Origin of the sequence: Thiomonas bhubaneswarensis (assembly GCF_001418255.1) — a bacterium.
Taxonomy (GTDB): domain Bacteria; phylum Pseudomonadota; class Gammaproteobacteria; order Burkholderiales; family Burkholderiaceae_C; genus Thiomonas; species Thiomonas bhubaneswarensis.
Genome location: NZ_LIPV01000001.1, coordinates 244,416 through 266,323, shown reverse-complemented (window position 1 = coordinate 266,323; position 21,908 = coordinate 244,416). Strand labels below are relative to the sequence as shown.

The 21,908-nt window shown below is 65.2% G+C and carries 18 protein-coding genes; 13 read left to right on the top strand and 5 right to left on the bottom strand.

From position 1 onward, the window contains the following. Nucleotides 1-5: 5 nt before the first annotated feature. Nucleotides 6-845 (bottom strand): ABC transporter ATP-binding protein, encoded by an 840-nt coding sequence (locus ASC45_RS01295; protein ID WP_082454166.1) that lies wholly within the window; start codon nucleotides 843-845, stop codon nucleotides 6-8. A 14-nt stretch (nucleotides 846-859) separates the two neighbouring features. After that, complete coding sequence (locus ASC45_RS01290) at nucleotides 860-1,936, bottom strand: aromatic ring-hydroxylating dioxygenase subunit alpha (protein ID WP_055449215.1); 1,077 nt, start codon at nucleotides 1,934-1,936, stop codon at nucleotides 860-862. Nucleotides 1,937-2,293: 357 nt separating this feature from the next. Between ASC45_RS01290 and ASC45_RS01285 the strand changes: the two genes are divergently transcribed. From ASC45_RS01285 to ASC45_RS01265, 5 genes are all read left to right on the top strand, one after another. Continuing rightward, nucleotides 2,294-3,301 (top strand): ABC transporter substrate-binding protein, encoded by a 1,008-nt coding sequence (locus ASC45_RS01285; protein WP_055449214.1) that lies wholly within the window; start codon nucleotides 2,294-2,296, stop codon nucleotides 3,299-3,301. Nucleotides 3,302-3,342: 41 nt separating this feature from the next. Beyond that, nucleotides 3,343-4,347 (top strand): ABC transporter substrate-binding protein, encoded by a 1,005-nt coding sequence (locus ASC45_RS01280; protein ID WP_055449213.1) that lies wholly within the window; start codon nucleotides 3,343-3,345, stop codon nucleotides 4,345-4,347. 43 nt (nucleotides 4,348-4,390) lie between these two features. Further along, nucleotides 4,391-5,191, top strand: coding sequence for an ABC transporter permease (locus ASC45_RS01275; RefSeq protein WP_055449212.1), 801 nt, complete (start codon nucleotides 4,391-4,393; stop codon nucleotides 5,189-5,191). 4 nt (nucleotides 5,192-5,195) lie between these two features. Continuing rightward, nucleotides 5,196-6,095, top strand: coding sequence for an isopenicillin N synthase family dioxygenase (locus ASC45_RS01270; RefSeq protein ID WP_055449211.1), 900 nt, complete (start codon nucleotides 5,196-5,198; stop codon nucleotides 6,093-6,095). Nucleotides 6,096-6,233: 138 nt separating this feature from the next. Continuing rightward, nucleotides 6,234-7,100 (top strand): hypothetical protein, encoded by an 867-nt coding sequence (locus ASC45_RS01265; protein ID WP_055449210.1) that lies wholly within the window; start codon nucleotides 6,234-6,236, stop codon nucleotides 7,098-7,100. A gap of 85 nt (nucleotides 7,101-7,185) precedes the next feature. On the opposite strand, the gene ASC45_RS01260 is transcribed toward ASC45_RS01265, so the two are convergent. Next, a complete protein-coding gene (locus ASC45_RS01260; RefSeq protein ID WP_055449209.1) occupies nucleotides 7,186-8,367 on the bottom strand; it encodes an acyl-CoA dehydrogenase in 1,182 nt (393 codons plus the stop codon). A gap of 112 nt (nucleotides 8,368-8,479) precedes the next feature. Between ASC45_RS01260 and ASC45_RS01255 the strand changes: the two genes are divergently transcribed. Beyond that, entirely contained in the window at nucleotides 8,480-9,316 is an 837-nt protein-coding gene (locus ASC45_RS01255) for an urease accessory protein UreD (RefSeq protein WP_055449208.1), read from the top strand. A 228-nt stretch (nucleotides 9,317-9,544) separates the two neighbouring features. Here ASC45_RS01255 and ASC45_RS01250 read toward each other — a convergent pair whose 3' ends face one another. Next, nucleotides 9,545-10,801, bottom strand: a complete 1,257-nt coding sequence (locus tag ASC45_RS01250; protein ID WP_055449471.1) for an Hsp70 family protein — start codon at nucleotides 10,799-10,801, stop codon at nucleotides 9,545-9,547. 408 nt (nucleotides 10,802-11,209) lie between these two features. Between ASC45_RS01250 and ASC45_RS01245 the strand changes: the two genes are divergently transcribed. Continuing rightward, nucleotides 11,210-12,388: an isovaleryl-CoA dehydrogenase gene (locus tag ASC45_RS01245; RefSeq protein WP_055449207.1), complete on the top strand. Its 1,179-nt coding sequence runs from the start codon at nucleotides 11,210-11,212 to the stop codon at nucleotides 12,386-12,388. 56 nt (nucleotides 12,389-12,444) lie between these two features. Here the strand turns inward: ASC45_RS01245 and ASC45_RS01240 are convergent, their stop codons facing one another. After that, nucleotides 12,445-13,608, bottom strand: a complete 1,164-nt coding sequence (locus ASC45_RS01240) for an aminotransferase class V-fold PLP-dependent enzyme (RefSeq protein WP_055449206.1) — start codon at nucleotides 13,606-13,608, stop codon at nucleotides 12,445-12,447. 140 nt (nucleotides 13,609-13,748) lie between these two features. Here ASC45_RS01240 and aceK point away from each other — a divergent pair, with 140 nt between their 5' ends. From aceK to ASC45_RS01210, 6 genes are read left to right on the top strand one after another with little or no spacing between them, the layout of a single operon-like run. Then, nucleotides 13,749-15,557, top strand: a complete 1,809-nt coding sequence (gene aceK, locus ASC45_RS01235; RefSeq protein ID WP_055449205.1) for a bifunctional isocitrate dehydrogenase kinase/phosphatase — start codon at nucleotides 13,749-13,751, stop codon at nucleotides 15,555-15,557. Further along, nucleotides 15,554-16,732: an acetyl-CoA C-acyltransferase gene (locus ASC45_RS01230; protein WP_055449204.1), complete on the top strand. Its 1,179-nt coding sequence runs from the start codon at nucleotides 15,554-15,556 to the stop codon at nucleotides 16,730-16,732. Before aceK ends, ASC45_RS01230 begins: the two co-directional genes overlap by 4 nt. Nucleotides 16,733-16,738: 6 nt before the next feature. Further along, entirely contained in the window at nucleotides 16,739-17,866 is a 1,128-nt protein-coding gene (locus ASC45_RS01225) for an acyl-CoA dehydrogenase family protein (RefSeq protein ID WP_055449203.1), read from the top strand. 33 nt (nucleotides 17,867-17,899) lie between these two features. Next, nucleotides 17,900-18,505: a 2-hydroxychromene-2-carboxylate isomerase gene (locus ASC45_RS01220; RefSeq protein WP_055449202.1), complete on the top strand. Its 606-nt coding sequence runs from the start codon at nucleotides 17,900-17,902 to the stop codon at nucleotides 18,503-18,505. A 58-nt stretch (nucleotides 18,506-18,563) separates the two neighbouring features. Next, nucleotides 18,564-20,267, top strand: coding sequence for an AMP-binding protein (locus ASC45_RS01215; RefSeq protein ID WP_055449201.1), 1,704 nt, complete (start codon nucleotides 18,564-18,566; stop codon nucleotides 20,265-20,267). A gap of 8 nt (nucleotides 20,268-20,275) precedes the next feature. Continuing rightward, nucleotides 20,276-21,883 carry a carboxyl transferase domain-containing protein gene (locus ASC45_RS01210; RefSeq protein WP_055449200.1) on the top strand — a complete coding sequence of 536 codons (1,608 nt, stop codon included), beginning with the start codon at nucleotides 20,276-20,278 and terminating at the stop codon, nucleotides 21,881-21,883. Nucleotides 21,884-21,908 lie beyond the last annotated feature (25 nt).

Genomic DNA, 21,908 nt, shown 5'->3' with positions numbered 1-21,908 from the left:
ATGATTCAGACCCGGCCCATCGCGGCGGCGGTGAGCAGTTCGGAGAGCTGGCGGCAGTAGGCGAGGAAGGGAGCGCTGACGCGCCATTCGTCGTCGCGCACTTGCGGGCCGTCAATGGACACATCGGCAATCATCCGGCCGGGCCGAGCGGCCATGACTACCACGCGTGTGGAAAGAAACACCGCCTCGTAAATGCTGTGCGTCACGAAGGCCACGGTCATGGCCTGCTGCGCCCACAGGCTGCGCACGTCGCTGTCGAGTTTGTTGCGGGTGAATTCGTCGAGCGCGCCGAAGGGCTCGTCGAGCAGCAGCAGGCTGGGGCGCGTGACCAGTGCCCGCGCCAGCGACACGCGCATCTGCATGCCGCCGGACAGCTCGCGGGGCCAGGAACTGGCAAACTTGTCCAGCCCCACCATCTGCAACGCTTCGGTCACGCGGGCGTCGGCCTCGGCGCGCGGCGTTCCGCGCAGGTCGAGCGGCAGGCGGGTGTTGGCGCGCACCCGAGCCCAGGGCATCAGCGTGGGCTCCTGAAACACCATGGACAGTGACTGCTTGCCCTCGGCGCCGTCCATCTTCTCCGAGCCCCACCACAGAATGCGCCCGGCTGACGGCGTATCCAGCCCGGCGAACATGCGCAGCAGCGTGCTCTTGCCGCAGCCCGAAGGTCCGAGCAGTGAGACGAACTCGCCCTGCTGGATGCGCAGGCGCACCTCATCGAGTGCATGGGTGCCGTTGGGGTAGGTCTTCTCCACGCGGTTGGCGAAGAGCGCGGTCTGCGCATCGGGCTGGTCCAGCGGTGCGCTGGCCTGCTGGTCGGTGCCTGAATCAGCGAGAGTCATGTCCATGTGGGTGCTCCGTGTCAGGAGGGGATGGGTTGAGAGGGGGAAGGGTTGAGAGGGATGCGCTTTGCTGCGGAGGGCCGGAACACTTCCTCCTCGCCATGCGCATGCAGGAGTTCCAGCAGACGCTTGCGCATCATCAGGCCCGGCTTGTCTGATTCCATGTGGAACTCCACGCGGCGACGGGTATCGACACAGGCGTCGGGGTCGGTCGCTTCAAGGATGTCGCGATCTTCATCGACGATGGGCCGATCCCAGGCAATCAGTTCCTGCGTGCTGCAGTCTGACTCCTGATCATTGCGGTAAAGCCACTGCGCCAGCATGATGTGGTCGTCATCGATGGGCGTGGCGCAGTTGTAGATGATGTGATGAATGCCGCTTTCCGGGTATTCGCAGCCGAAGCGCCGCACGAACGGCAGCCACCAGCGGTTGCGCAGGTGGCGCTGGGTGAACTCGCCGGTGCTGCCGGTGATGCGGTGTCCATGCACCGGGTTGCGGATGGGCACCAGCGTCTCGGCCTCGAATCCGTCCTCCGTGACGTCGATGCGGTAACTCGACGGCTTGGGCTGCTCAAAGATGCCGAAGTTCGCCTTGTGCACAAAGCTGAAGTGCGAATTGTCGAAAGCGTTCTCCATGAAGCGCAGCGGGCTGGTGGACCAGCGCTCGTGAAACTGGAAAATGCGCCGGAAGCCCGCAGCACCCTCCTCAACAAACTCGGGGATGGGTGCCAGCGGCTCCTCCAGCGCAACCCAGACATAGCCGTAACGCACGGCGCAGCGAAACGACTCGACCCGAGCCCCGGCGGGGATGGCCATGTCCGGATTCTGGGGAATGTGCACACAGCGGCCACTGCAGTCATAGGTCCAACCGTGGTAGCCGCAGACGATGCGTCCCGCGTCATCGACAAAGCCCTTGGAGAGCTGCGCGGTGCGATGGCAGCAACGATCACGCAGTGCCGCAGTCTGGCCGTCCGGCGTTTTCCACACCACCAGCTTTTCGCCGAGCAGGGTGAAGGGTTTTGGTCCTGAATCGAGAGCGTGCAATGGCATGAGTGCATACCAAAATCGACGCAGGACGGGTTGTTGTGTAACGAGCATGGCGGTTCCTTTCGACGATTGCGGGGGATGCGGCCCCGGCTGCAAATGGCTGCAGACCGGAGTCAGCAATGGAGCAATGTCCCGCAGCAAAGCCGCTGACCGCTTCTACTCTCAAAAGGCATCTAGCAAATCAGATGCCAGAGTTCCAACTGCGAGTCCTCGGTTTGACGGGCAATGACGGTGCGCCGCGCACCGAATCCATACGAAAGGAGGCCCGCGCTTGGTGCATGCGGCCCGCGCGGTATCGGTTACATGTGTGTACAAGTCGAGCAGGCCAGTGAAATCATCCTGGCATACGTTTTGCAGACACATTGAATACAGTTTCAACCGATCAATTTCTCCGAAAGGGTCTGTGCAATGGCAAGAAGTCGTGGATGGCTGCGTTGGGTGCTGGGCAGTGGCCTGGCCATGTTCAGTGTTGCAGCTGCGCAAGCACAGGCGCCGCAGAAGATCACGTTCTGCACCAACTGGTTCGCACAGGCCGAACATGGCGGCTTCTACCAGGCTCTGGCTACCGGGCTCTATAAGAAGGCCGACCTGGACGTCACCATCAAGATGGGCGGGCCGCAGGTCAATGGCCTGCAGTTGCTTGCGGGCGGCACATGCGATTTCTATATGGGCTATCCGGTACAGGACATCGTGGCCGCATCACGCGGTGTGCCAGTGGTGACGGTTGCGGCGATCTTTCAGAAAGATCCCAGCGTGCTGATTGCCCACCAAGGCGTGAAGACCCTGGCCGATCTGAAAGGCAAGCCCATCCTCGTGGCTTCCTACGTCAATACCACCTGGTGGCCCTGGCTGGAAAACAAGTATGGCTTCACCCAGTCACAGCAGCGTCCCTACACCTTCAATGTCGCCCAGTTTCTGCAGGACAAAAACCTATCGCAGCAGGGTTATGTCGGCTCCGAGCCACTGATGATCGAGCAGGGCGGAGAAAAGCCTGTGGTGTTCCTCTTGTCGGACTACGGCTGGCCTGCCTACGCCGAAACCATCGACACCACGCGTGGCCTGATCGAAAAGAGCCCGCAGGTTGTGGCGGCGTTTGTCAAGGCTTCAGCCGAGGGTTGGAAGTCCTACCTGGCTGACCCCGCGCCGGGCAACAAGTTGATCGCCGAAGCCGATCCCAAGCAGACCCCGGAACAACTTGCCTTCGGCCTGAGCATGATGAAGAAGTACCAGCTCGTCACCGGCGGAGAGGCAGGCAAGCTCGGCATCGGCGCCATGACTGATGCGCGCTGGAAAGAGATGTTCGATTTCATGGTTCAAAACAAGATGGTGCCCGCCAGTTTCGACTATCGCAAGGTCTACGACTTGCAATTCATCAAGTCGATCAAGGTGCTGCCCGATGCCGCCGATCTCAAGTAATCCCGCAAATCATCCTATCCCCTTCCTTTGACTCCAACATCATGTCTGTTCGTCAACTCGTCTCGGTCGTACTGATTGCCCTTGGCGCTCTCGCTGCCCTCACCCCTGCTGGTGCCCAAGATCTGCCCAAACTCAAGCTCTGCACGAGCTGGTTTCCCCAGGCCGAGCAGGGTGGGTTCTATCAAGCGCTCGCGCTCGGGCTGTACAAAATGGCCGGGTTGGATGTGAGCATTCAGCCCGGCGGGCCGCAGATCAACGGCCAGCAGTTGCTCGCCAGTGGCTCGTGCGACTTCTACACCGGCTACCCGATGCAGACCATGCAGGCCGTCGAACGCGGTGCGCCGGTAGCCACGGTGGCGGCGTTCTTCCAGAGAGACCCGCAGGCGCTGATCGCGCATCAGGGCATCAAGTCGCTTGTTGAACTCAAGGGCAAGCCCATCATGGTGGCGCAGTACGCCAACGCCACCTGGTGGCCCTGGCTGGAGGGCAAGTTCGGCTACACCAAGGCGCAGCAGCGGCCCTATAACGCCAGCGTCGCACCCTTCCTGCATGACAAGGACATGTCCATGCAGGGCTATGTGGGCAACGAGCCGCTGGCCATCGAGAAGGGTGGAGAGAAGCCCGTGGTCTTCCTGTTGGCGAACGATGGCTGGATGGCCTACGGCAAGACCATCGACACCCGCACCGCGCTGATCAAGGAGCATCCGCAGTGGGTGGCAGCCTTCGTCAAGGCCTCACTCGAAGGCTGGAAGTCTTACCTCGCCGACCCCGCAGCGGGTAACAAACTCATCATCGCGGCCAACCCCAAGCAGAGCGCCGAGCAGATCGACTTCTCCATCCGCATGATGAAGAAGTACCAGATCGTCACCGGGGACGAAGCACCGACGCTGGGCATCGGCGCCATGACGGACGCGAGGTGGAAGGCCATGTTCGATTACATGGTGCACAACAAGATGCTGCCTGCCGACTTCGACTACCGCAAGGCCTACGACATGCAGTTCATCAATGTCCTGCGCATCCTGCCCGGCAAGGCCGATGGCTCCTGAACACTGCTCTCGCATAGAACCAATTGCCTGAAGCCTCAAAGCCATGACCCCGACCACCTGGCTCCAACAACCGCGCATCCTCCGGGTTGCCGCGCCTCTGGGCGTAGGCGCGCTGTTCCTGCTCATCTGGCAACTGGTCGTTGAAGTCGGACACATCCCGTCCTATCTGCTGCCCGGCCCGCTTGTGATCGCACAGGCGCTGGTGGCGCATGCGCCCACGCTGTTCTTGGCGCTGCTGATGACCCTCAAAGTCACCTTTTTCGCCTTTGTTGCCGCCACTCTGCTGGGCACGTTGGCTGCGCTGCTGTTCGCCCAGAGCCGCTGGCTGGAAATGAGCCTGTTCCCCTATGCGGTCATGCTGCAGGTCACGCCCATCGTCGCCATTGCCCCGCTCATCATCATCTGGATCAAGAATACCGAACTGGCGCTGGTGGTGTGCGCCACCATCATCGCCATTTTCCCCATTATCTCCAACACCACCCTGGGTCTGAACAGCGTCAGCGGCAATCTCAATAACCTGTTCACCCTATACCGCGCCTCACGCTGGCAACGGCTGGTGCGCCTTCGCATCCCCGGTGCGCTGCCCTATTTCTTTGGTGGCCTGCGCATCAGCAGCGGCCTGGCGCTGATTGGTGCCGTGGTGGCTGAGTTTGTGGCGGGCACAGGCGGGCAGGGATCGGGGCTGGCGTATCAGATCCTGCAGTCGGGCTACAACCTGCAGATCCCGGAGATGTTCGCCGCACTCATTCTGCTGACGCTTGCAGGGGTGGCGCTGTTCGTGCTCATGGTGGTGTTGTCGAAGTGGGCCTTGAAGAACTGGCATGAAAGCGCGATGGATCGTTGAGCCCATGTCCGAACAGTCCATTCCCCTGATCGATTGCTGCAGCATGCGCCTCGACCCGGACACTCTGGGCCACAGTCTGTGCGCAGCGGCGCAAGGTCATGGCTTCATGCGTCTGCGCAACACCGGCCTGGACGCCACCCTGCTGCAGCGTGCATTCGCCTCCAGCCAGCGCTTCTTTGCCTTGCCAGAGGCCGCCAAGGACAGGCTGCGCTACCGCGATATTCAGCGCAACCACGGCTATGTCGCCGTCGGGCAGGAGGCCCTGGATCCGCTGGCTGCGGCCGACCGCAAGGAAAGCTTCACCATGCGCGACGCCCTGCGTAGGTCCAGCAACGACGCTGCCTGGCCCGACCCCGTCTTCCGCGACGATGCGCTGGATTTATTCACTGCGGCGCGCGCCCTGGCCGCAGACTTGCTGGACGCCATGGGCCGCTGCCTCGGGCTGAAGCCTGGCCACTTCGCCCAGCACCACCAGGGCGAGAACCAGACCCTGCGCTTCCTGCACTACCCGCCTCAGCACAGCGGAGATGCTGTCGCAGGCGCAGGGGCGCACACCGACTACGGCAGCATCACCCTGCTCTGGCAGGACGGCAATCCCGGTCTGGAGGTGAGCGCCGCCGATAGCACCTGGATGCCGGTTACGGCTGATCCCGACACCGTGGTCGTGAACATCGGCGATCTGCTGGAGCGCTGGAGCAACGGGCTGTTTCGCTCCACATTGCACCGCGTGCGACCGCGGCATCCGCAGCGCAGCCGCTACGCCATTGCCTTCTTCTCCGATCCGGACGACACCGTGCTGGTGGCACCGCTGGCGGGCTGCGTGCCAGCCCACCAGACGCCGCTGTATGCGCCCGTCACCGCAAGAGAGCACATCCTGCGCAAGCTCGCCGCAAGCTATGGCTGAGTCCTGCGTCCGCTTCTTCGCCCTTTACCGCGCCGCTGCGGCGCGGTGCCCACACCCGCTTTTCAACCCGGGAACTTGTCTGGACATCGTTCCAGTTCACTCATGCCTCATCACTTTCATCCATAGGGAGAACACAACATGAAAGCAGGTCACCATACCGGCAAAGCCTTCGCCACCGTATCCATCCTCGCGGTCAGTTTGGGTTTCGCAAGCGCCCCGGCCCAGGCAGCTATCTGGAGTGACGCCTGGATCCACGCCCAGTACGGTACCCAATTTGCAGAACCCGGAAATCCGAAGGACATCGCTAAGCGCATCCTCGGCTTCTCTTACGCCAGCGGCGATTCGCTCGGCACCAACTTTTTCAACATGGATGTACTGATGTCCGACTCTTCCGACCCCGAGGCCTGCGCGTCAGGCACCAACTGCGCGGCGGCTGGAGCACAGGAAATCTACGCGGTCTATCGCCGCACCTTCTCATACGCGCAGATCAGCGGCAACAAGATCCATTGGGGGCCGATCAACGATGTGATGCTCGGCATGGGCTTCGACTATTCTGCCAAGAACACAACCTTCGCGCCGCGCGTACGCAAGTTCCGCATCGGCCCCATGCTCGGCCTAAACGTGCCGGGCTATGCCAAGATTGGCTTGGAGCTTTACAAGGAGAGCAATCACAACGGCTTCAACCCCTATCCGAAGGGGGGAGACGTGAGCTTCAACACCACCTACGTGCTGGCCGCGGACTGGGGCATTCCCTTCGCCGGCGGCAGCTTCAAGTGGAGCGGCTTCTTCGACCACATCGGTGCCAAGGGCTACGGCACCGTGCCAGAGACCCTGCTCTCCACAGAGATCATGTACGACGTGGGCAAGGCGCTCTACAGTACACCGAACAAGCTGTGGGCCGGGGTGCAGTACCAATACTGGCGCAACAAGTTCGGTAACCCAGCATCCACCGTGCCCGGCGCTAAGGCCAGCACGCCGATGGTACGGGTCGAATACCACTTCTGATCGTCCCCTGCGCAGGCCGCGAGCGGCCCGCGCCTGAGAGGCTCCGGGCAAACTGGGAAGGTGCACCGCGACAGGTTTGGCGTGATCAGAACGCCGCGAAGCCGGTGATCGCCCGGCCGAGGATGAGGGCATGGATGTCGTGCGTGCCCTCGTAGGTGTTGACCACTTCGAGATTCACCAGATGGCGGGCCACGCCGAACTCGTCGGCGATGCCGTTGCCGCCGAGCATGTCGCGCGCGTTGCGGGCGATGTCCAGCGCCTTGCCGCAGTTGTTGCGCTTGAGCAGCGAGGTGACTTCGGGCGCCGCCGAGCCTTCGTCCTTCATGCGCCCCAGCCGCAACGCACCTTGCAGCCCCAGGCTGATCTCGGTGGCCATGTCGGCCAGTTTTTTCTGGATGAGCTGATTGGACGCCAAGGGCCTGCCGAACTGCTGCCGGTCGAGCACGTACTGCCGGGCCCGGGTGTAGCAGTCTTCGGCTGCACCCATCGCCCCCCAGGCGATACCGTAACGCGCGCTGTTCAGGCAGGTGAAGGGGCCTTTGAGCCCGCGCACCTCGGGGAAGGCGTTTTCCTCGGGGCAGAACACACCGTCCATCACGATCTCGCCGGTGATCGAGGTGCGCAGGCCGACCTTGCCGTGGATGGCCGGTGCGCTCAGGCCCTTGCTGCCCTTGTCGAGCACGAAGCCGCGAATCTCGCCCGCGTCGTCCTTGGCCCAGACCACGAACACATCGGCGATCGGGCTGTTGCTGATCCACATCTTGCGCCCGGTGAGCGCGTAGCCGCCGGGCACGGCGCGGGCGCGGGTGCTCATGCCGCCGGGGTCGGAGCCATGATCGGGCTCGGTCAAACCAAAACAGCCGATCCATTCGCCCCGCGCCAGCCGCGGCAGATACTTCTGCTTCATTGCCTCGGGGCCGAAGGTGAAGATCGGCAGCATGACCAGCGAACTCTGCACGCTCATCATCGACCGATAGCCCGAATCGACCCGCTCGACCTCGCGGGCGATGAGGCCGTAGCTGACCTGGTTCAGCCCCGCGCCGCCGTAGGCCTCGGGAATCGTCGCGCCGAGCAGGCCGAGCGCACCCATTTCGCCGAAGATCGACGGATCGGTGGTCTCGTGCCGGAACGCGCTCAACACACGCGGCACGAGCTTGTCCTGGCAGAACGCGTGCGCGGCGTCGCGCACCGCACGTTCGTCGGCGCTCAACTGGGCGTCGAGCTGCAGCGGATCGTCCCAGAGAAACCGGGGCTTGGGGGTCACCATGGCAAACACTCCGTGGGGCAGATGGGAGCAGCCATCGTATTCCCTCTGGTACAAACCTTGCGGCGGGTGCGGCAGCGTTGCCCGTCCCTTCGCCGTTCTCCTTTCGTTCACCATGGCGCCCTGGCACTCACGGTTGCAATTGCAGTTTTCCTCCGAAGCCGATCGAACCGTGCTGCGGCACCGGCACGAGGGCGGCCTGCGCGCGCTGGCCAGCCACTACCCCGAAGCCCCCGGCATCTGCCATCAGGTGCTGGTGCATCCGCCAGGCGGCCTGGTGGGGGGCGACATTCTGGACATCGATCTGACGGTGCAGGCGGGCGCGCACGCCCTGGTGACCACGCCGGGGGCGGGGCGCTTCTACCGCAGCACCGGCGCGCCTGCGCGGCAGACGCTGGAGGCGCGGCTGGCCCCCGGAGCACGGCTGGAATGGCTGCCGCTGGAGACGCTGGCCTACGACCAGTGCCTGGGCGAGAACCGCAGCCGCTTTCACCTCGAACCCGGTGCCGAACTGATCGCCTGGGATCTGCTGGCGCTGGGCCTACCTGCAGCTGACGCCGCCTTCCGCGCCGGACGCTTCACCCAGCACGTCGAACTGCCCGGCATCTGGCTGGAGCGCGGCAGCATCGCGGGCGACGACGAGGTGCTGCTGCATGCGTCTGGCGGTCTGCGCGGCCATACCGCGCTGGCGACCCTGCTGTTCGCTGCGGGCAGCCCGTTGGCCGCGCAGCGCCGGGACGCTCTGCTCGATACCGCCAGGCAGGCGGCTGATGCGGCGGCGGTGGATGAGGTGTTGTGGGGGGCTACGGCGCCGCATGCGCAGATCATCGTTCTGCGGGCGCTGGGCCAGCGCATCGAACCGGTGGCTGCGCTCTGCCGTGCCGTCTGGGCCGCGTGGCGGCAGGCGGCCTGGTCGATCGAGGCCTGCGCGCCGCGCGTCTGGGCGACCTAAGAGCTTGTGAACCTTTCAGCCATGTCAGCCTTGCACGCCAAAACGCCCCCGGTCTTCGTTGCAAATGCTCGCCATAGCTCGGGCTATGGCTGTGCTTTGCGCCTCGACCGGGGGCGTTTTGACGCGCCTTTCGGCCGCGGCCGAAAAATTCACAAGCTCTGAGCGGCGGCCCGCGATGGGCGTTGCTGCCAGGCTGAAAGCCCCCCGATCTTCGCGCGATAGCGGCTTTCAGTCGCCGCTGTAAGCCAGGCCCGAGGCCACGCCACCGAACAGGTCGCCCACCACCAGCGCCACACCGCCGAACTCGGCCTGCAGGGCGCGCTGAAACGGACGCAGCGCGCTCGACCCGCCCGTCAGGTAGATTGCATCGATCGCCGTGCTGCGCAGGCCCGCGCGTTGCACGCATTCCCGGGCGCAGGCCACGGTGCGCGAGAGCAAATCCGCCAGATGTTCTCGCAGATCGGAAGGGGTGAGCATGGCCTGCAGCCCCGGCTCGATGAACGCCATCGAGATCGCGGTATCCGCGTCGTCCTGCGAGCAGCGGATCTTGGCCTGCTCCACCTCATGCGCCAGCCGGTGCCCCTCCCGGTGGCGAAGCACCGTCATCAACCGCTGGTGCAGGCGGGAGTCTGCATAGTCCTCGCGCAGGGCCTGTGCCTGGCCGATCGCGCGCGGCAGATAGAGCCATTGGATCAGGTGCCAGGTCGAGAGATCGAAGAACACCCGGCTTGGCACTTCGCGCCGCAGGGGTCCGATGTGACGGTAGCCCAGCAGCGGCATGGCCCGCTCCAGGCTGAGCTTGTGGTCGAAATCGGTGCCGCCGATGTGCACCCCCGACGTGGCGAGCACGTCGGCGCCGCGGTCGCGCTGCGCGCTGCGCTGCGGGCCCAGCCGCACCACGGTAAAGTCGGACGTGCCGCCGCCCAGATCGACCACCAGCACCAGGCTCTCGCGCGACAGGCGGCGCTCGTAATCGAGCGCGGCCGCAATCGGCTCCAGCTGGAAGGTCACCCGCTCGAACCCCACTGCCAGGGCGGCCTCGTGCAGCGAGCGCTGCGCCTGGGCGTCGCGCTGCGGGTTGTCGTCGACGAAATGCACTGGGCGGCCCATGACCACCCGCGTGGGGGCGCCGCCCAGCGCCCGCGTCGCCCGCTGGCGCAGCTCGGCCAGGAAGGTCGCCACGATGTCCTGAAAGCTGATTTGGCGGTGGTTGACCTCCGTCTTTTCCAGCAACAGCGGGCTGCCCAGAAGGCTCTTGAGCGAACGCATCAGACGTCCTTCGGTGCCGCCGAGATATTGCTGCACGGCGTCGCGGCCGAAGTGTGTGCGCTGGTCCTCGGCGTTGAAGAACACGGCCGTGGGTATGGACAGCGCATCGCCTTCGAGCGGAATCAGGCGCGACAGCCCTTGCGGAGCCGCCCAGGAGACCGCCGAATTGGACGTGCCGAAATCAATGCCAAGGGTGCCGAGTGGGGAAGACTTCATGGGAGGGTGACAGCCCGCCGAACGCACGGCCCTGGCGAGGCGGTCGTGATGACCGCGGCCGGTCGGCCGCTGGAAGAAACGCTGCGCATGGCGCGGCAGGCTGCGCAGTGTACCCACTCGAACCGGGCAAGCTGCAGCCACAAGGACGTGGAGCAGCCACTATTTACGTTGACGTAAACGGAAGGTAAGATGGCCCGGTGCCTGCCAGCAGAGCAGAAGCACGAGACAAGGAGCCTATCGGACTTGCGGATCGCGGGCTGCAAAATGACCCTGCGGCGCCCTGCGGCAGCGGCTTTTTGCCCCGTAGCAACGGCTATGGGGCTGCAAATCCGCCGCCATATGACATCCGCAGGCCCATTTTTCGCCTTTCGCGCCCCAAGCCCGACAGGCTCCTAGCGAGGAGAACCCATGCAACTGCCCGGACTGGACTTTCAACTCGGCGAGGACATCAACGCCCTGCGCGAGGCCGTGCGCGACTTCGCCGACACGGAGATCGCGCCCCGCGCGGCCGAGATCGACCGCACCGATCAGTTCCCCATGGATCTGTGGCGCAAGTTTGGCGACCTGGGGCTGCTGGGCGTGACCGTGTCCGAGGCTGAAGGCGGCGCGGGCATGGGCTATCTGGCGCACATGGTGGCGATGGAAGAAATCTCCCGCGCCAGCGCCTCGGTGGGCTTGAGCTATGGCGCGCATTCCAATCTCTGCGTCAACCAGATCCGCCGCAACGGCAGCGCTGCACAGAAGGCCAGATACCTGCCCAAGCTGCTGAGCGGCGAGCATGTGGGCGCGCTGGCGATGAGCGAGCCGGGTGCCGGCAGCGACGTGGTGAGCATGAAGCTGCGCGCCGACAGGCGCGGCGATGCCTATGTGCTCAACGGCAGCAAGATGTGGATCACCAACGGGCCGGATGCCGACGTGCTGGTGGTCTATGCCAAGACCGACCCGGCCGCCGGGCCGAAGGGCATTACCGCCTTTCTGGTGGAAAAGGGTTTCAAGGGCTTTTCGGTGGCGCAGAAGCTCGACAAGCTGGGCATGCGCGGCAGCCACACCGGCGAGCTGGTGTTTCAGGACTGCGAGGTGCCCGCCGGGAACGTGCTGGGCGAGGTGAGCGGCGGCGTGAGCGTGCTGATGAGCGGGCTGGACTACGAGCGCGCGGTGCTGGCAGCAGGGCCGGTGGGCATCATGCAGGCGGTGATGGACAACGTCGTGCCCTACGTGCACGAACGCAAGCAGTTCGGCCAGAGCATCGGTGAATTCCAGCTCATTCAGGGCAAGCTGGCCGACATGTACACCGTGCTGCAGGCCGCGCGCAGCCTGCTCTACACCGTGGGCAAAAACCTCGACGCCCTGGGCGACGGACATGCGCGCAGCGTGCGCAAGGACTGCGCAGCGGTCATTCTGTGGTGCGCCGAGAAGGCCACCTGGATGGCCGGCGAGGGCATCCAGATTTTCGGCGGCAACGGCTATATCAACGACTATCCGCTGGGGCGGCTGTGGCGCGATGCCAAGCTCTACGAAATCGGCGCTGGCACCAGCGAAATCCGCCGCATGCTGATCGGCCGGGAACTGTTCGCGCAAACGGCGTGATCGGCTTGCGCGTCAGGTCGGGGCGGCGCGGACAGGCCGCGCCGTGGGTGCCATGCTCAGGCGGGTTGCGGCTGCACCTGTGTGCGCAGACCAGCGGCGTCGAGCGCGGCGTCGAGCCGACGCACCGCGGCGGGCACGTCGGCCCATTTGTCCAGACCGAACAGGCCGATGCGGAAGCTCTTGTAGTCCGGGCCTTCGTCCAGCGCCAGGGGCACACCGGCGGCGATCTGCACGCCGGCGGCGGCGAACTTCTTGCCGGTCTGCACATCCGGGTCGGTGGTGAAGCTCACCACCACGCCGGGCGCCTGAAAGCCTGCGGCGGCCACACTCACCAGACCGCGGCGCTCCAGGCTGTCGCGCACCGCGCGGCCCAGCGCGATCTGCTGCTCGCGCAGCTTGGGCAGGCCTACGTCGAAGGCCTCGCGCATCACATCGCGCACCTGGGCGAGGGCGTCGGTGGGCATGGTGGCGTGGTAGGCATGACCGCCGTTCAGGTAGGCCTGCATGATCTGGTGCCACTTCTTCAGGTCGCAACTGAAGCTGTCGCTCTGTGTGGCGTCGAGCTGCTGCGCGGCGCGGTCGTTCAGCATGACCATGCCGCAGCAGGGCGGGCCGCTCCAGCCCTTTTGCGGCGCGGAGACCAGCACGTCCACATTGCAGGCGGCCATGTCCACCCACATCGCGCCGGAGGCGATGCAGTCGAGCACGAACAGCCCGCCGACTTCGCGGGCGGCAGCGCCCACGGCCTGCAGATAGCCGTCGGGGAGCATCATCCCGGCAGATGTTTCCACATGCGGAGCGAACACCACGGCCGGGCGCTCGCGGCGGATGGTGGCGACCACCTCGTCGATCGGCGCGGGCGCGAACGGTGCCTGCGCGCCGCTGCCTGTGCGGCGGGCCTTGCAGACGGTCACGTTGGCGGCATCAGTCAGGCGGCCCTGCTCGATGATCTGCGTCCAGCGATAGCTGAACCAGCCGTTGCGCACGATCACCACCCGTCCGCCCTGCACATACTGGCGCGCCACCGCCTCCATGCCGAAGCTGCCGCTGCCGGGCACGATGACCGCGTGCTGCGCGTCGTAGGCCTGGCGCAGCATGGCCGAGAGGTCGCGCATGACCTGCTGGAAACGCTGCGACATGTGGTTGAGGGCGCGGTCGGTATAGACCACCGAGTAGTCGAGCAGGCCGTCGGGATCGACGTTGGGAAGCAGTCCGGGCATGGCGATTCTCCTGTTTTATCCGTCGCGGCCAGGCGCCAGCCGCGCGACCGCAAGGCGAAAAGCCTAGCACGGGCCCTGTCTTTACCGCGTCGTCGGTACGGGCTTACAGTGAACGCCCGTTATCGCACCGCGCTTGAATGATGCATCAGTTTCCGCCCCGCCTCGATTCCCCGGTGGCTTTCGCCATGGCGCGCACCATGCTCGAAGGCTTCAACCGTCATTACCGGCTGTTCCGCCAGGTCAGCGCCGCCGCGAAAGAGCGTTTCGAGCGTGCCGACTGGGCTGGGCAACAGGCGGCGCAGCGCGAGCGCATCGCCTTTTACGACCAGCGCGTGGATGAAGGCGCCGAGCGACTGCAGAAGGAACTCGACGCCGGCAGCCAGCCTATGGAGGTGTGGCAGCAGGCCAAGCTGCATTTCATCGGCCTGCTGATCAATCACCACCAGCCCGAGCTGGCAGAAACCTTTTTCAACTCGGTGACGACCAAGATTCTGCGGCGCGAACACTTCAACAACGAATTCCTGTTCGTGCGCCCGGCAGTGTCCACCGAATACATCGAGAACGAGGAGCCTGCGGCCAAGCCGACGTTCCGGGTGTATTACCCGCACACCCACGCGGCGCTGCACGGCTGTCTGCGCCGGGCCATCGAGAACTTTCAGCTCGCGCTGCCTTTTGAAGATCTCGACCGCGATGTCGGCCAGGTGCTGGAGGCGGTGCGCAAGCGCTTCGGCAGCGATGTGCGTCTGCGCGCCAACTTCCAGATCCAGATGCTCGACTCGCTGTTCTTCCGCAACAAGGGCGCGTATGCGGTGGGCAAGGTGATCAACGGTTTTGCCGAGTTTCCGCTGGCGCTGCCCATCCTGCACAACGAGCGCGGCCAGCTCTACATCGACACCGTGCTGCTCTGTGAAGACGACATGCTGTTGCTGTTTTCCTTCGCCCGCGCCTATTTCATGGTGGACATGGAAATTCCGTCGGCCTATGTGCAGTTTCTGCGCAGCCTCATGCCGCGCAAGCCGCGCGCCGAGCTGTACAACGCGCTGGGCCTGGCCAAGCAGGGCAAGACGCTGTTCTACCGCGACTTTCTCTATCACCTGCGGCATTCGAGCGACCAGTTCATCGTCGCGCCGGGCATCAAGGGCATGGTGATGGTGGTGTTCACCCTGCCGTCGTTTCCCTTCGTGTTCAAGGTCATCAAGGACTTCTATCCCCCGCAGAAAGACACCACCCGCGACAAGATCAAGGGCAAGTATCTGCTGGTCAAGCAGCACGACCGGGTGGGCCGCATGGCCGAGACGCTGGAGTATTCCAACGTCGCGTTTCCGCGCGCGCGGTTTTCGCCCGAGCTGATCCAGGAGATCGAAACCTATTGCCCATCTCAGCTTGAGTATGACGGCGACACCATCATCATCCGCCACTGCTATATCGAACGCCGGATGATTCCGCTCAACATCTATCTGCAGGAAGCCGACGACGCCCAGCTCGAAGCCGCGGTGATCGAATACGGCAACGCCATCAAGGACATGGTGGCGGCCAATATCTTTCCGGGCGACATGCTGTGGAAGAACTTCGGCATCACCCGCCACGGTAAGGTGGTGTTCTACGACTACGACGAGATCGAGTACATCACCGACTGCAACTTCCGCCGCGTGCCGCCTGCGCGCTGCGAAGAAGACGAAATGGCCGCCGAGCCCTGGTATGCGGTCGGCCCGCATGACGTGTTTCCCGAGACCTTCGGCCAGTTCTTGCTGGGCAACCCCAAGGTGCGCGCGGTGTTCATGAAACATCACGCTGACCTGCTCGACCCGGTGTTCTGGCAGGAACACCAGAGCCGCATCCGCGAGGGTCATCTGTACGACGTCTTCACTTATGAAGCATCGCGCCGCTTTCCGCGGCCGTTGGATGCCCCCGCACATTCCCATCCAATCACCATGGAGACCCCATCATGACTGATCCGATCGTCATCGTTTCCGCCGCGCGCACGCCCATCGGCGGCCTGCTCGGCGACTTGGCCGCCGTGCCTGCCTGGGAGCTGGGCGCCACCGCCATAGCTGCTGCGATGCAGCGCGCCGGTGTGGGCGGCGACCAAGTGGACGAAGTGCTCATGGGCAACTGCCTGATGGCCGGGCAGGGCCAGGCCCCGGCGCGCCAGGCCGCACTCAAGGCGGGGCTGCCGCAGTCCGCCGGCGCGGTCACGATGTCGAAAATGTGCGGCTCGGGCATGCGGGCGATGATGTTCGCCCACGACATGCTGGCTGCGGGCAGCGCCAACGTGATCGTTGCCGGTGGCATGGAAAGCATGACCAACGCGCCGCATCTGGCCTTCGTGCGCAAGGGGGTGAAGTACGGCCTCACCCAGTTCTACGACCACATGGCGCTCGACGGCCTCGAAGACGCTTACGACCGCGGCAAGGCCATGGGTGTGTTCGCCGAAAGCTGCGTGGCGAAATACGGCTTCAGCCGCGAGGAGATGGACGCCTTCGCCATCGCCTCCACCGAGCGCAGCAAAAAAGCCAACGAAGACGGCTGCTTCGACTGGGAAATGGCGCCGGTCACCGTGGCCGGTCGCGGTGGCGAGGTGAGCATCAGCCGCGACGAGCAGCCGTTCAAGGCCAAGCTCGAGAAGATTCCAGGCCTCAAGCCCGCGTTCAAGAAGGACGGCAGCATCACCGCGGCGACCTCGTCGAGCATTTCCGATGGTGGCGCGGCGCTGGTGCTGATGCGTCAGTCCAGCGCCGACAAGCTGGGCTGCGCGCCGATCGCTCGCATCGTCTCGCACGCCGTGTACGCGCAGGCGCCCGAATGGTTCACCACCGCGCCGGTCGGCGCCATTGCCAAAGCGCTGGAGAAGGCGGGCTGGCAGGTGGGCGAGGTGGATCTGTGGGAGGTGAACGAAGCCTTCGCCGCGGTCACCATGGCGGCCATGCGCGAATACAAGCTGCCGCACGAGATCGTGAACGTGCACGGCGGCGCAGTGGCGCTGGGCCACCCCATCGGCGCCTCGGGCGCGCGCATCGTCGTCACCCTGCTGGGCGCACTGCGGCAGCGCGGGCTGAAAAAGGGCATGGCCGCGCTGTGCATCGGCGGTGGCGAGGCCACGGCGATGGCGGTCGAACTGCTCTGATCCACCATGCTGCTCGATGACGACCACCGCATGATCCGCGATGCGGTGCGTGATTTCGCTCAAGCCGAAATCGCCCCGCACGCCGCGGCCTGGGCGCGCGAGGGCCGCTTTCCGCGCGAGGCGCTGCGGGGACTGGCGGCGCTGGGCTGCCTGGGCATTGCCGTGCCCACGGAGTGGGACGGCGCCGGGCTGGACTATCTGTCGCTGGCGCTGGCCATCGAGGAGATCGCCGCGGCCGACGGCGCGACCAGCACCATCGTCAGCGTCAACAACTGCCCGGTATGCTCCATCCTCATGGCCTGGGGCAGCCGGGCGCAGAAGAAACAGTGGCTGCGGCCGCTGGCGCGCGGCGAGATGATCGGGGCGTTTGCGCTGACCGAGCCGCAGGCGGGGTCGGATGCGTCGAACATCCGCACCACAGCAAGGTTGGAGGCCGATCACTACGTCATCGACGGCGTCAAGCAGTTCATCACCAGCGGCAAGAACGGGCAGGTCGCCATCGTGCTCGCCGCCACCGACCGCGCGGCGGGCAAGAAGGGCATCAGCGCCTTCATCGTACCCACCGACGCGCCCGGCTACATCGTCGAGCGACTGGAAGACAAGGCCGGTCAGTCGGCGAGCGACACCGCGCAGATCCGCTTCGAGGCTTGCCGCGTGCCGGTGAGTCAGCGCATCGGCGAGGAAGGGCAGGGCTACAAAATCGCCCTCTCCGGCCTGGAAGGCGGGCGCATCGGCATTGCGGCGCAAGCCGTCGGCATGGCGCGCGCGGCCTTCGAAGCGGCGCAGCGCTACGCGCACGATCGCAGCGCCTTCGGCAAATCCATCTTCGAGCATCAGGCGGTGCAGTTCCGTCTGGCTGAGATGGCCATGCAGATCGAATCCGCGCGGCAGCTGCTGTGGCATGCGGCCAGTCTTAAGGACGCGGGCCAGCCCTGTCTGAAGGAAGCCGCCATGGCCAAGCTGATGGCCAGCGAAATGGCCGAGCGGGTGTGCAGCGCGGCGATGCAGATCCACGGCGGCTACGGCTACGTGGCGGATTTTCCCGTCGAGCGCATCTGGCGCGATGTGCGGGTTTGCCAGATTTACGAAGGCACCTCCGACGTGCAGAAAATGCTGATCGCCCGCGCGCTGTGAAGCGCCACACCAGAACCACACCAGGAGACTTGCATGCCCGTCAGCCCGATCACCTTCTTTTTCGACTTCTCCTCGCCCTATGCCTATCTGGCGAGCACGCAGATCGAAGCCATCGCTGCGCGCCATCTGCGCGACATCGAGTGGGTGCCGGTGCTGCTCGGCCCGGTGTTTCAGACGACCGGGGCCAGGCCGCTGATCGACCAGCCGCTCAAGGGCGACTATGCCCGCATCGACATTCCGCGCAGCGCGCGGTATTTGGGCGTGCCTTTTGTGCTGCCCTCGCCTTTCCCCATTGCGACCCATCAGGCCGCGCGCGTGTTCATCGGCCTGCAGCGCGAACAGTCGCAGCAGGCCGTGCCCTGGCTGCATCGCTGCTACAGCGCCTATTTCACCCAGAATCGCAACCTCGCCGAGTTGCCCGTGCTCGAAGCCCTTGCCGCCGAGCAGGGGCTGGCGAGCGATGCAGTGGCGCGCTTTACTGCCGATCCGGCGATCAAGGCCCAGCTCAAGGCCAACGTCGATCGGGCGCTGGAGCAGGGTATGTGCGGCGCGCCGTTCATGGTGGTGGACGAACAGCCCTTCTGGGGTGTGGATCGGCTGCCGCAACTGGAGCACTGGCTGAGCACAGGCGGATTCTGACCCGACAGCCGACCCGCGCGCAGTCGCGGGCGGCATGCAACGAACCCAGGAGACTCTCATGACCGACCCCACCCCACTGGTTCAGGCCTACGCCTGCGGCGCCCTAGAGCAGCCGCTCATCACCCAGACCCTCGGCGATTTTTTCGACGCCATGGCCGCGCATCAGGGCCAGCACGAAGCGCTGGTCGTGCGGCATCAGGGCGTGCGCCTGAGCTATGCCGAGCTCAAGCGCGAAGTGGACCGGCTGGCCAGCAGCATGCTGCGCAGCGGCCTGCGCAAGGGCGACCGCGTGGGTATCTGGGCGCACAACAGCGTGGAATGGGTGCTGATGCAACTGGCCACGGCCAAGGTCGGCATCATTCTGGTGAATATCAACCCGGCCTACCGCACCGCCGAAGTGGAATACGCGCTCAACAAGGTGGGCTGCCGTGCGCTGGTGACCATGCCCTCGTTCAAGACCAGCGACTACCTCGCCATGCTGCGCGAGCTGGCCCCTGAGCTGGCGAGCTGCGCGCCGGGTGAGCTGCGCGCCGCGCGGCTGCCTGATCTCAAGCTGGTGGTGCACCTGGGACAGATCGAAGAGCCGGGCATGCTTCGCTTCGCCGACTGGATCGCCCGTGGCAGCGCCGACGACCCGGCGGTGGGCGAGGCGGCGGCGATGCTCCATGCCCATGAACCCATCAACATCCAGTTCACCAGCGGCACCACCGGCTTTCCCAAGGGCGCCACGCTGACCCACAGCAACATCCTGAACAACGGCTACTTTATCGGCGAGGCGATGAAGCTCACCGCCGTCGACCGACTGTGCATTCCGGTGCCGCTGTATCACTGCTTCGGCATGGTGCTGGGCAACCTGGCCTGCATCACGCACGGCGCCACCATCGTCTATCCCAACGATGCCTTCGACCCGCTGCTCACGCTGCAGACCGTGCAGGAGGAAGCGTGCACCGGGCTGCACGGCGTGCCGACCATGTTCATCGCCATGCTCGACCACCCACGGTTCGCGGAGTTCGACCTCTCCACCCTGCGCACCGGCATCATGGCCGGCAGCCCCTGCCCGATCGAGGTGATGAAGCGGGTGGTGCGCGACATGCACCTGAGCGAAATCACCATCGCCTACGGCATGACCGAAACCGCGCCCGTGAGTTGCCAGAGCTCCACCGACACGCCGCTGGACAAGCGGGTGAGCACGGTGGGTCAGGTGCAGCCGCACCTGGAGGTGAAGATCGTCGATCCGCAGAGCGGCGAGACCGTGGCGCCCGGCGAGACTGGCGAGCTCTGCACCAAGGGGTATTCGGTGATGCACGGCTACTGGGGCGATGCCGAGAAGACGCGCGAGGCCATCGACGCCGAAGGCTGGATGCACACCGGCGACCTCGCGGTGATGGACGTCGAGGGCTATGTGAATATCGTCGGTCGCATCAAGGACATGGTGATCCGCGGCGGCGAAAACATCTACCCGCGCGAGGTCGAGGAATTCCTCTACCGCCACCCCATGGTGCAGGACGTGCAGGTGGTCGGCGTACCCGACCCGAAGTACGGTGAGGAGCTGTGCGCCTGGATCATCCCCAAGACCGGCGCCATGCCCACGGACGACGACATCCGCGATTTCTGCAAGGGGAAGATCGCGCATTACAAGATTCCGCGCTACATCCGCTTCGTGCCGAGCTTTCCGCTGACCATCACCGGCAAGGTGCAGAAGTTCAAGATTCGTGAAGCCATGCAACAAGAGCTCGGGCTGCGCGCCGAGAAGACCGCCTGAAAGCGCCCATGACCAAGCTCGACACCCGACTCAACCCGCGCAGCGCCGAGTTTGCGGCCAACGCCGCCGCCATGCAGACGCTGGTGGACGATCTGCGCGCACGCATCGCCCGCGTGGCCGAGGGCGGCGGCGAGGCGGCGCGCGCCAAGCATGTGGCGCGCGGCAAGCTGCTGCCGCGCGAACGTGTGGCGGCGCTGCTCGATCCCGGATCGCCCTTCCTGGAGTTCTCGCCGCTGGCAGCGCACGGCCTGTACGACGACGCAGCGCCGGGCGCGGGCGTCATCACTGGCATCGGGCGGGTGAGCGGGCGGCAGTGCGTCATCGTCTGCAACGACGCCACGGTGAAGGGCGGCACCTATTACCCGATGACGGTGAAAAAGCATCTGCGCGCGCAGGACATTGCGCGCGAGAACCGCCTGCCCTGCATCTACCTGGTCGATTCGGGCGGCGCCAATCTGCCCAACCAGGACGAGGTGTTTCCCGACCGCGACCACTTCGGCCGCATCTTCTACAACCAGGCCACGCTGAGCGCCGAGGGCATCGCGCAGATCGCGGTGGTCATGGGTTCATGCACCGCTGGCGGCGCCTATGTGCCGGCCATGAGCGACGAGTCGGTCATCGTCGCCAACCAGGGCACCATCTTCCTCGGTGGCCCGCCGCTGGTGAAAGCGGCCACCGGCGAGGAGGTCAGCGCCGAAGACCTGGGCGGCGGCGATGTGCACACCCGCCTGTCGGGCGTGGCCGATCATCTGGCGGCCAACGACGCGCATGCGCTGGCCATCGCCCGGCGCATCGTCTCGCGCCTGCGGCCGCCCGAACGCGCCGCGCTCGACCTGCGCGAGCCGCGCGAGCCGCTGTATCCGGCCAGCGAGTTGTACGGCGTGGTGCACCTGGATGCCCGCAAGCCCTTCGACGCGCGCGAGGTCATCGCCCGCCTCGTCGACGGCTCCGAGTTCGACGAGTTCAAGGCCCGCTTCGGTACCACGCTGCTGTGCGGCTTCGCCCATCTGCACGGCATGCCGGTGGGCATCCTGGCGAACAACGGCATTCTGTTCTCCGACAGCGCCGTGAAGGGCGCCCACTTCATCGAGCTGTGCTGCCAGCGCCGCATCCCGCTGCTGTTCCTTCAGAACATCACCGGCTTCATGGTCGGGCGCAAGGCCGAGAACGAAGGCATTGCCCGTCACGGCGCCAAGCTGGTCACGGCGGTGGCCTGCGCCCAGGTGCCCAAGTTCACGGTGATCATCGGCGGCTCCTTCGGCGCCGGCAACTACGGCATGTGCGGCCGCGCCTACGGCCCACGCCAGCTCTGGATGTGGCCCAACGCCCGCATCAGCGTGATGGGTGGCGAGCAGGCCGCCAGCGTGCTCGCCACCGTGCGGCGCGACGGCATCGAGGCCAAGGGTGGCAACTGGAGCGCGGACGAAGAGGAGGCCTTCAAAGCGCCCATCCGCGAACAGTACGAGGCGCAGGGCCACCCGTACTACGCCACCGCGAGGCTGTGGGACGACGGCGTGATCGACCCCGCCGACACCCGCCGCGTGCTGGCGCTGGGCCTGTCGGCCGCGCTGAATGCGCCCATCCCCGAAACCCGCTTCGGCGTGTTCCGCATGTGATGTGTATAATTTTTATCATTCGTAC

Bases quoted from the DNA above. Each gene is read 5' to 3' on its own strand.
- ASC45_RS01295 (WP_082454166.1), bottom strand. From the start codon at position 845: ATGGACATGACTCTCGCTGATTCAGGCACCGACCAGCAGGCCAGCGCA.
- ASC45_RS01290 (WP_055449215.1), bottom strand. From the start codon at position 1,936: ATGCTCGTTACACAACAACCCGTCCTGCGTCGATTTTGGTATGCACTC.
- ASC45_RS01285 (WP_055449214.1), top strand. From the start codon at position 2,294: ATGGCAAGAAGTCGTGGATGGCTGCGTTGGGTGCTGGGCAGTGGCCTG.
- ASC45_RS01280 (WP_055449213.1), top strand. From the start codon at position 3,343: ATGTCTGTTCGTCAACTCGTCTCGGTCGTACTGATTGCCCTTGGCGCT.
- ASC45_RS01275 (WP_055449212.1), top strand. From the start codon at position 4,391: ATGACCCCGACCACCTGGCTCCAACAACCGCGCATCCTCCGGGTTGCC.
- ASC45_RS01270 (WP_055449211.1), top strand. From the start codon at position 5,196: ATGTCCGAACAGTCCATTCCCCTGATCGATTGCTGCAGCATGCGCCTC.
- ASC45_RS01265 (WP_055449210.1), top strand. From the start codon at position 6,234: ATGAAAGCAGGTCACCATACCGGCAAAGCCTTCGCCACCGTATCCATC.
- ASC45_RS01260 (WP_055449209.1), bottom strand. From the start codon at position 8,367: ATGGTGACCCCCAAGCCCCGGTTTCTCTGGGACGATCCGCTGCAGCTC.
- ASC45_RS01255 (WP_055449208.1), top strand. From the start codon at position 8,480: ATGGCGCCCTGGCACTCACGGTTGCAATTGCAGTTTTCCTCCGAAGCC.
- ASC45_RS01250 (WP_055449471.1), bottom strand. From the start codon at position 10,801: ATGAAGTCTTCCCCACTCGGCACCCTTGGCATTGATTTCGGCACGTCC.
- ASC45_RS01245 (WP_055449207.1), top strand. From the start codon at position 11,210: ATGCAACTGCCCGGACTGGACTTTCAACTCGGCGAGGACATCAACGCC.
- ASC45_RS01240 (WP_055449206.1), bottom strand. From the start codon at position 13,608: ATGCCCGGACTGCTTCCCAACGTCGATCCCGACGGCCTGCTCGACTAC.
- aceK (WP_055449205.1), top strand. From the start codon at position 13,749: ATGCATCAGTTTCCGCCCCGCCTCGATTCCCCGGTGGCTTTCGCCATG.
- ASC45_RS01230 (WP_055449204.1), top strand. From the start codon at position 15,554: ATGACTGATCCGATCGTCATCGTTTCCGCCGCGCGCACGCCCATCGGC.
- ASC45_RS01225 (WP_055449203.1), top strand. From the start codon at position 16,739: ATGCTGCTCGATGACGACCACCGCATGATCCGCGATGCGGTGCGTGAT.
- ASC45_RS01220 (WP_055449202.1), top strand. From the start codon at position 17,900: ATGCCCGTCAGCCCGATCACCTTCTTTTTCGACTTCTCCTCGCCCTAT.
- ASC45_RS01215 (WP_055449201.1), top strand. From the start codon at position 18,564: ATGACCGACCCCACCCCACTGGTTCAGGCCTACGCCTGCGGCGCCCTA.
- ASC45_RS01210 (WP_055449200.1), top strand. From the start codon at position 20,276: ATGACCAAGCTCGACACCCGACTCAACCCGCGCAGCGCCGAGTTTGCG.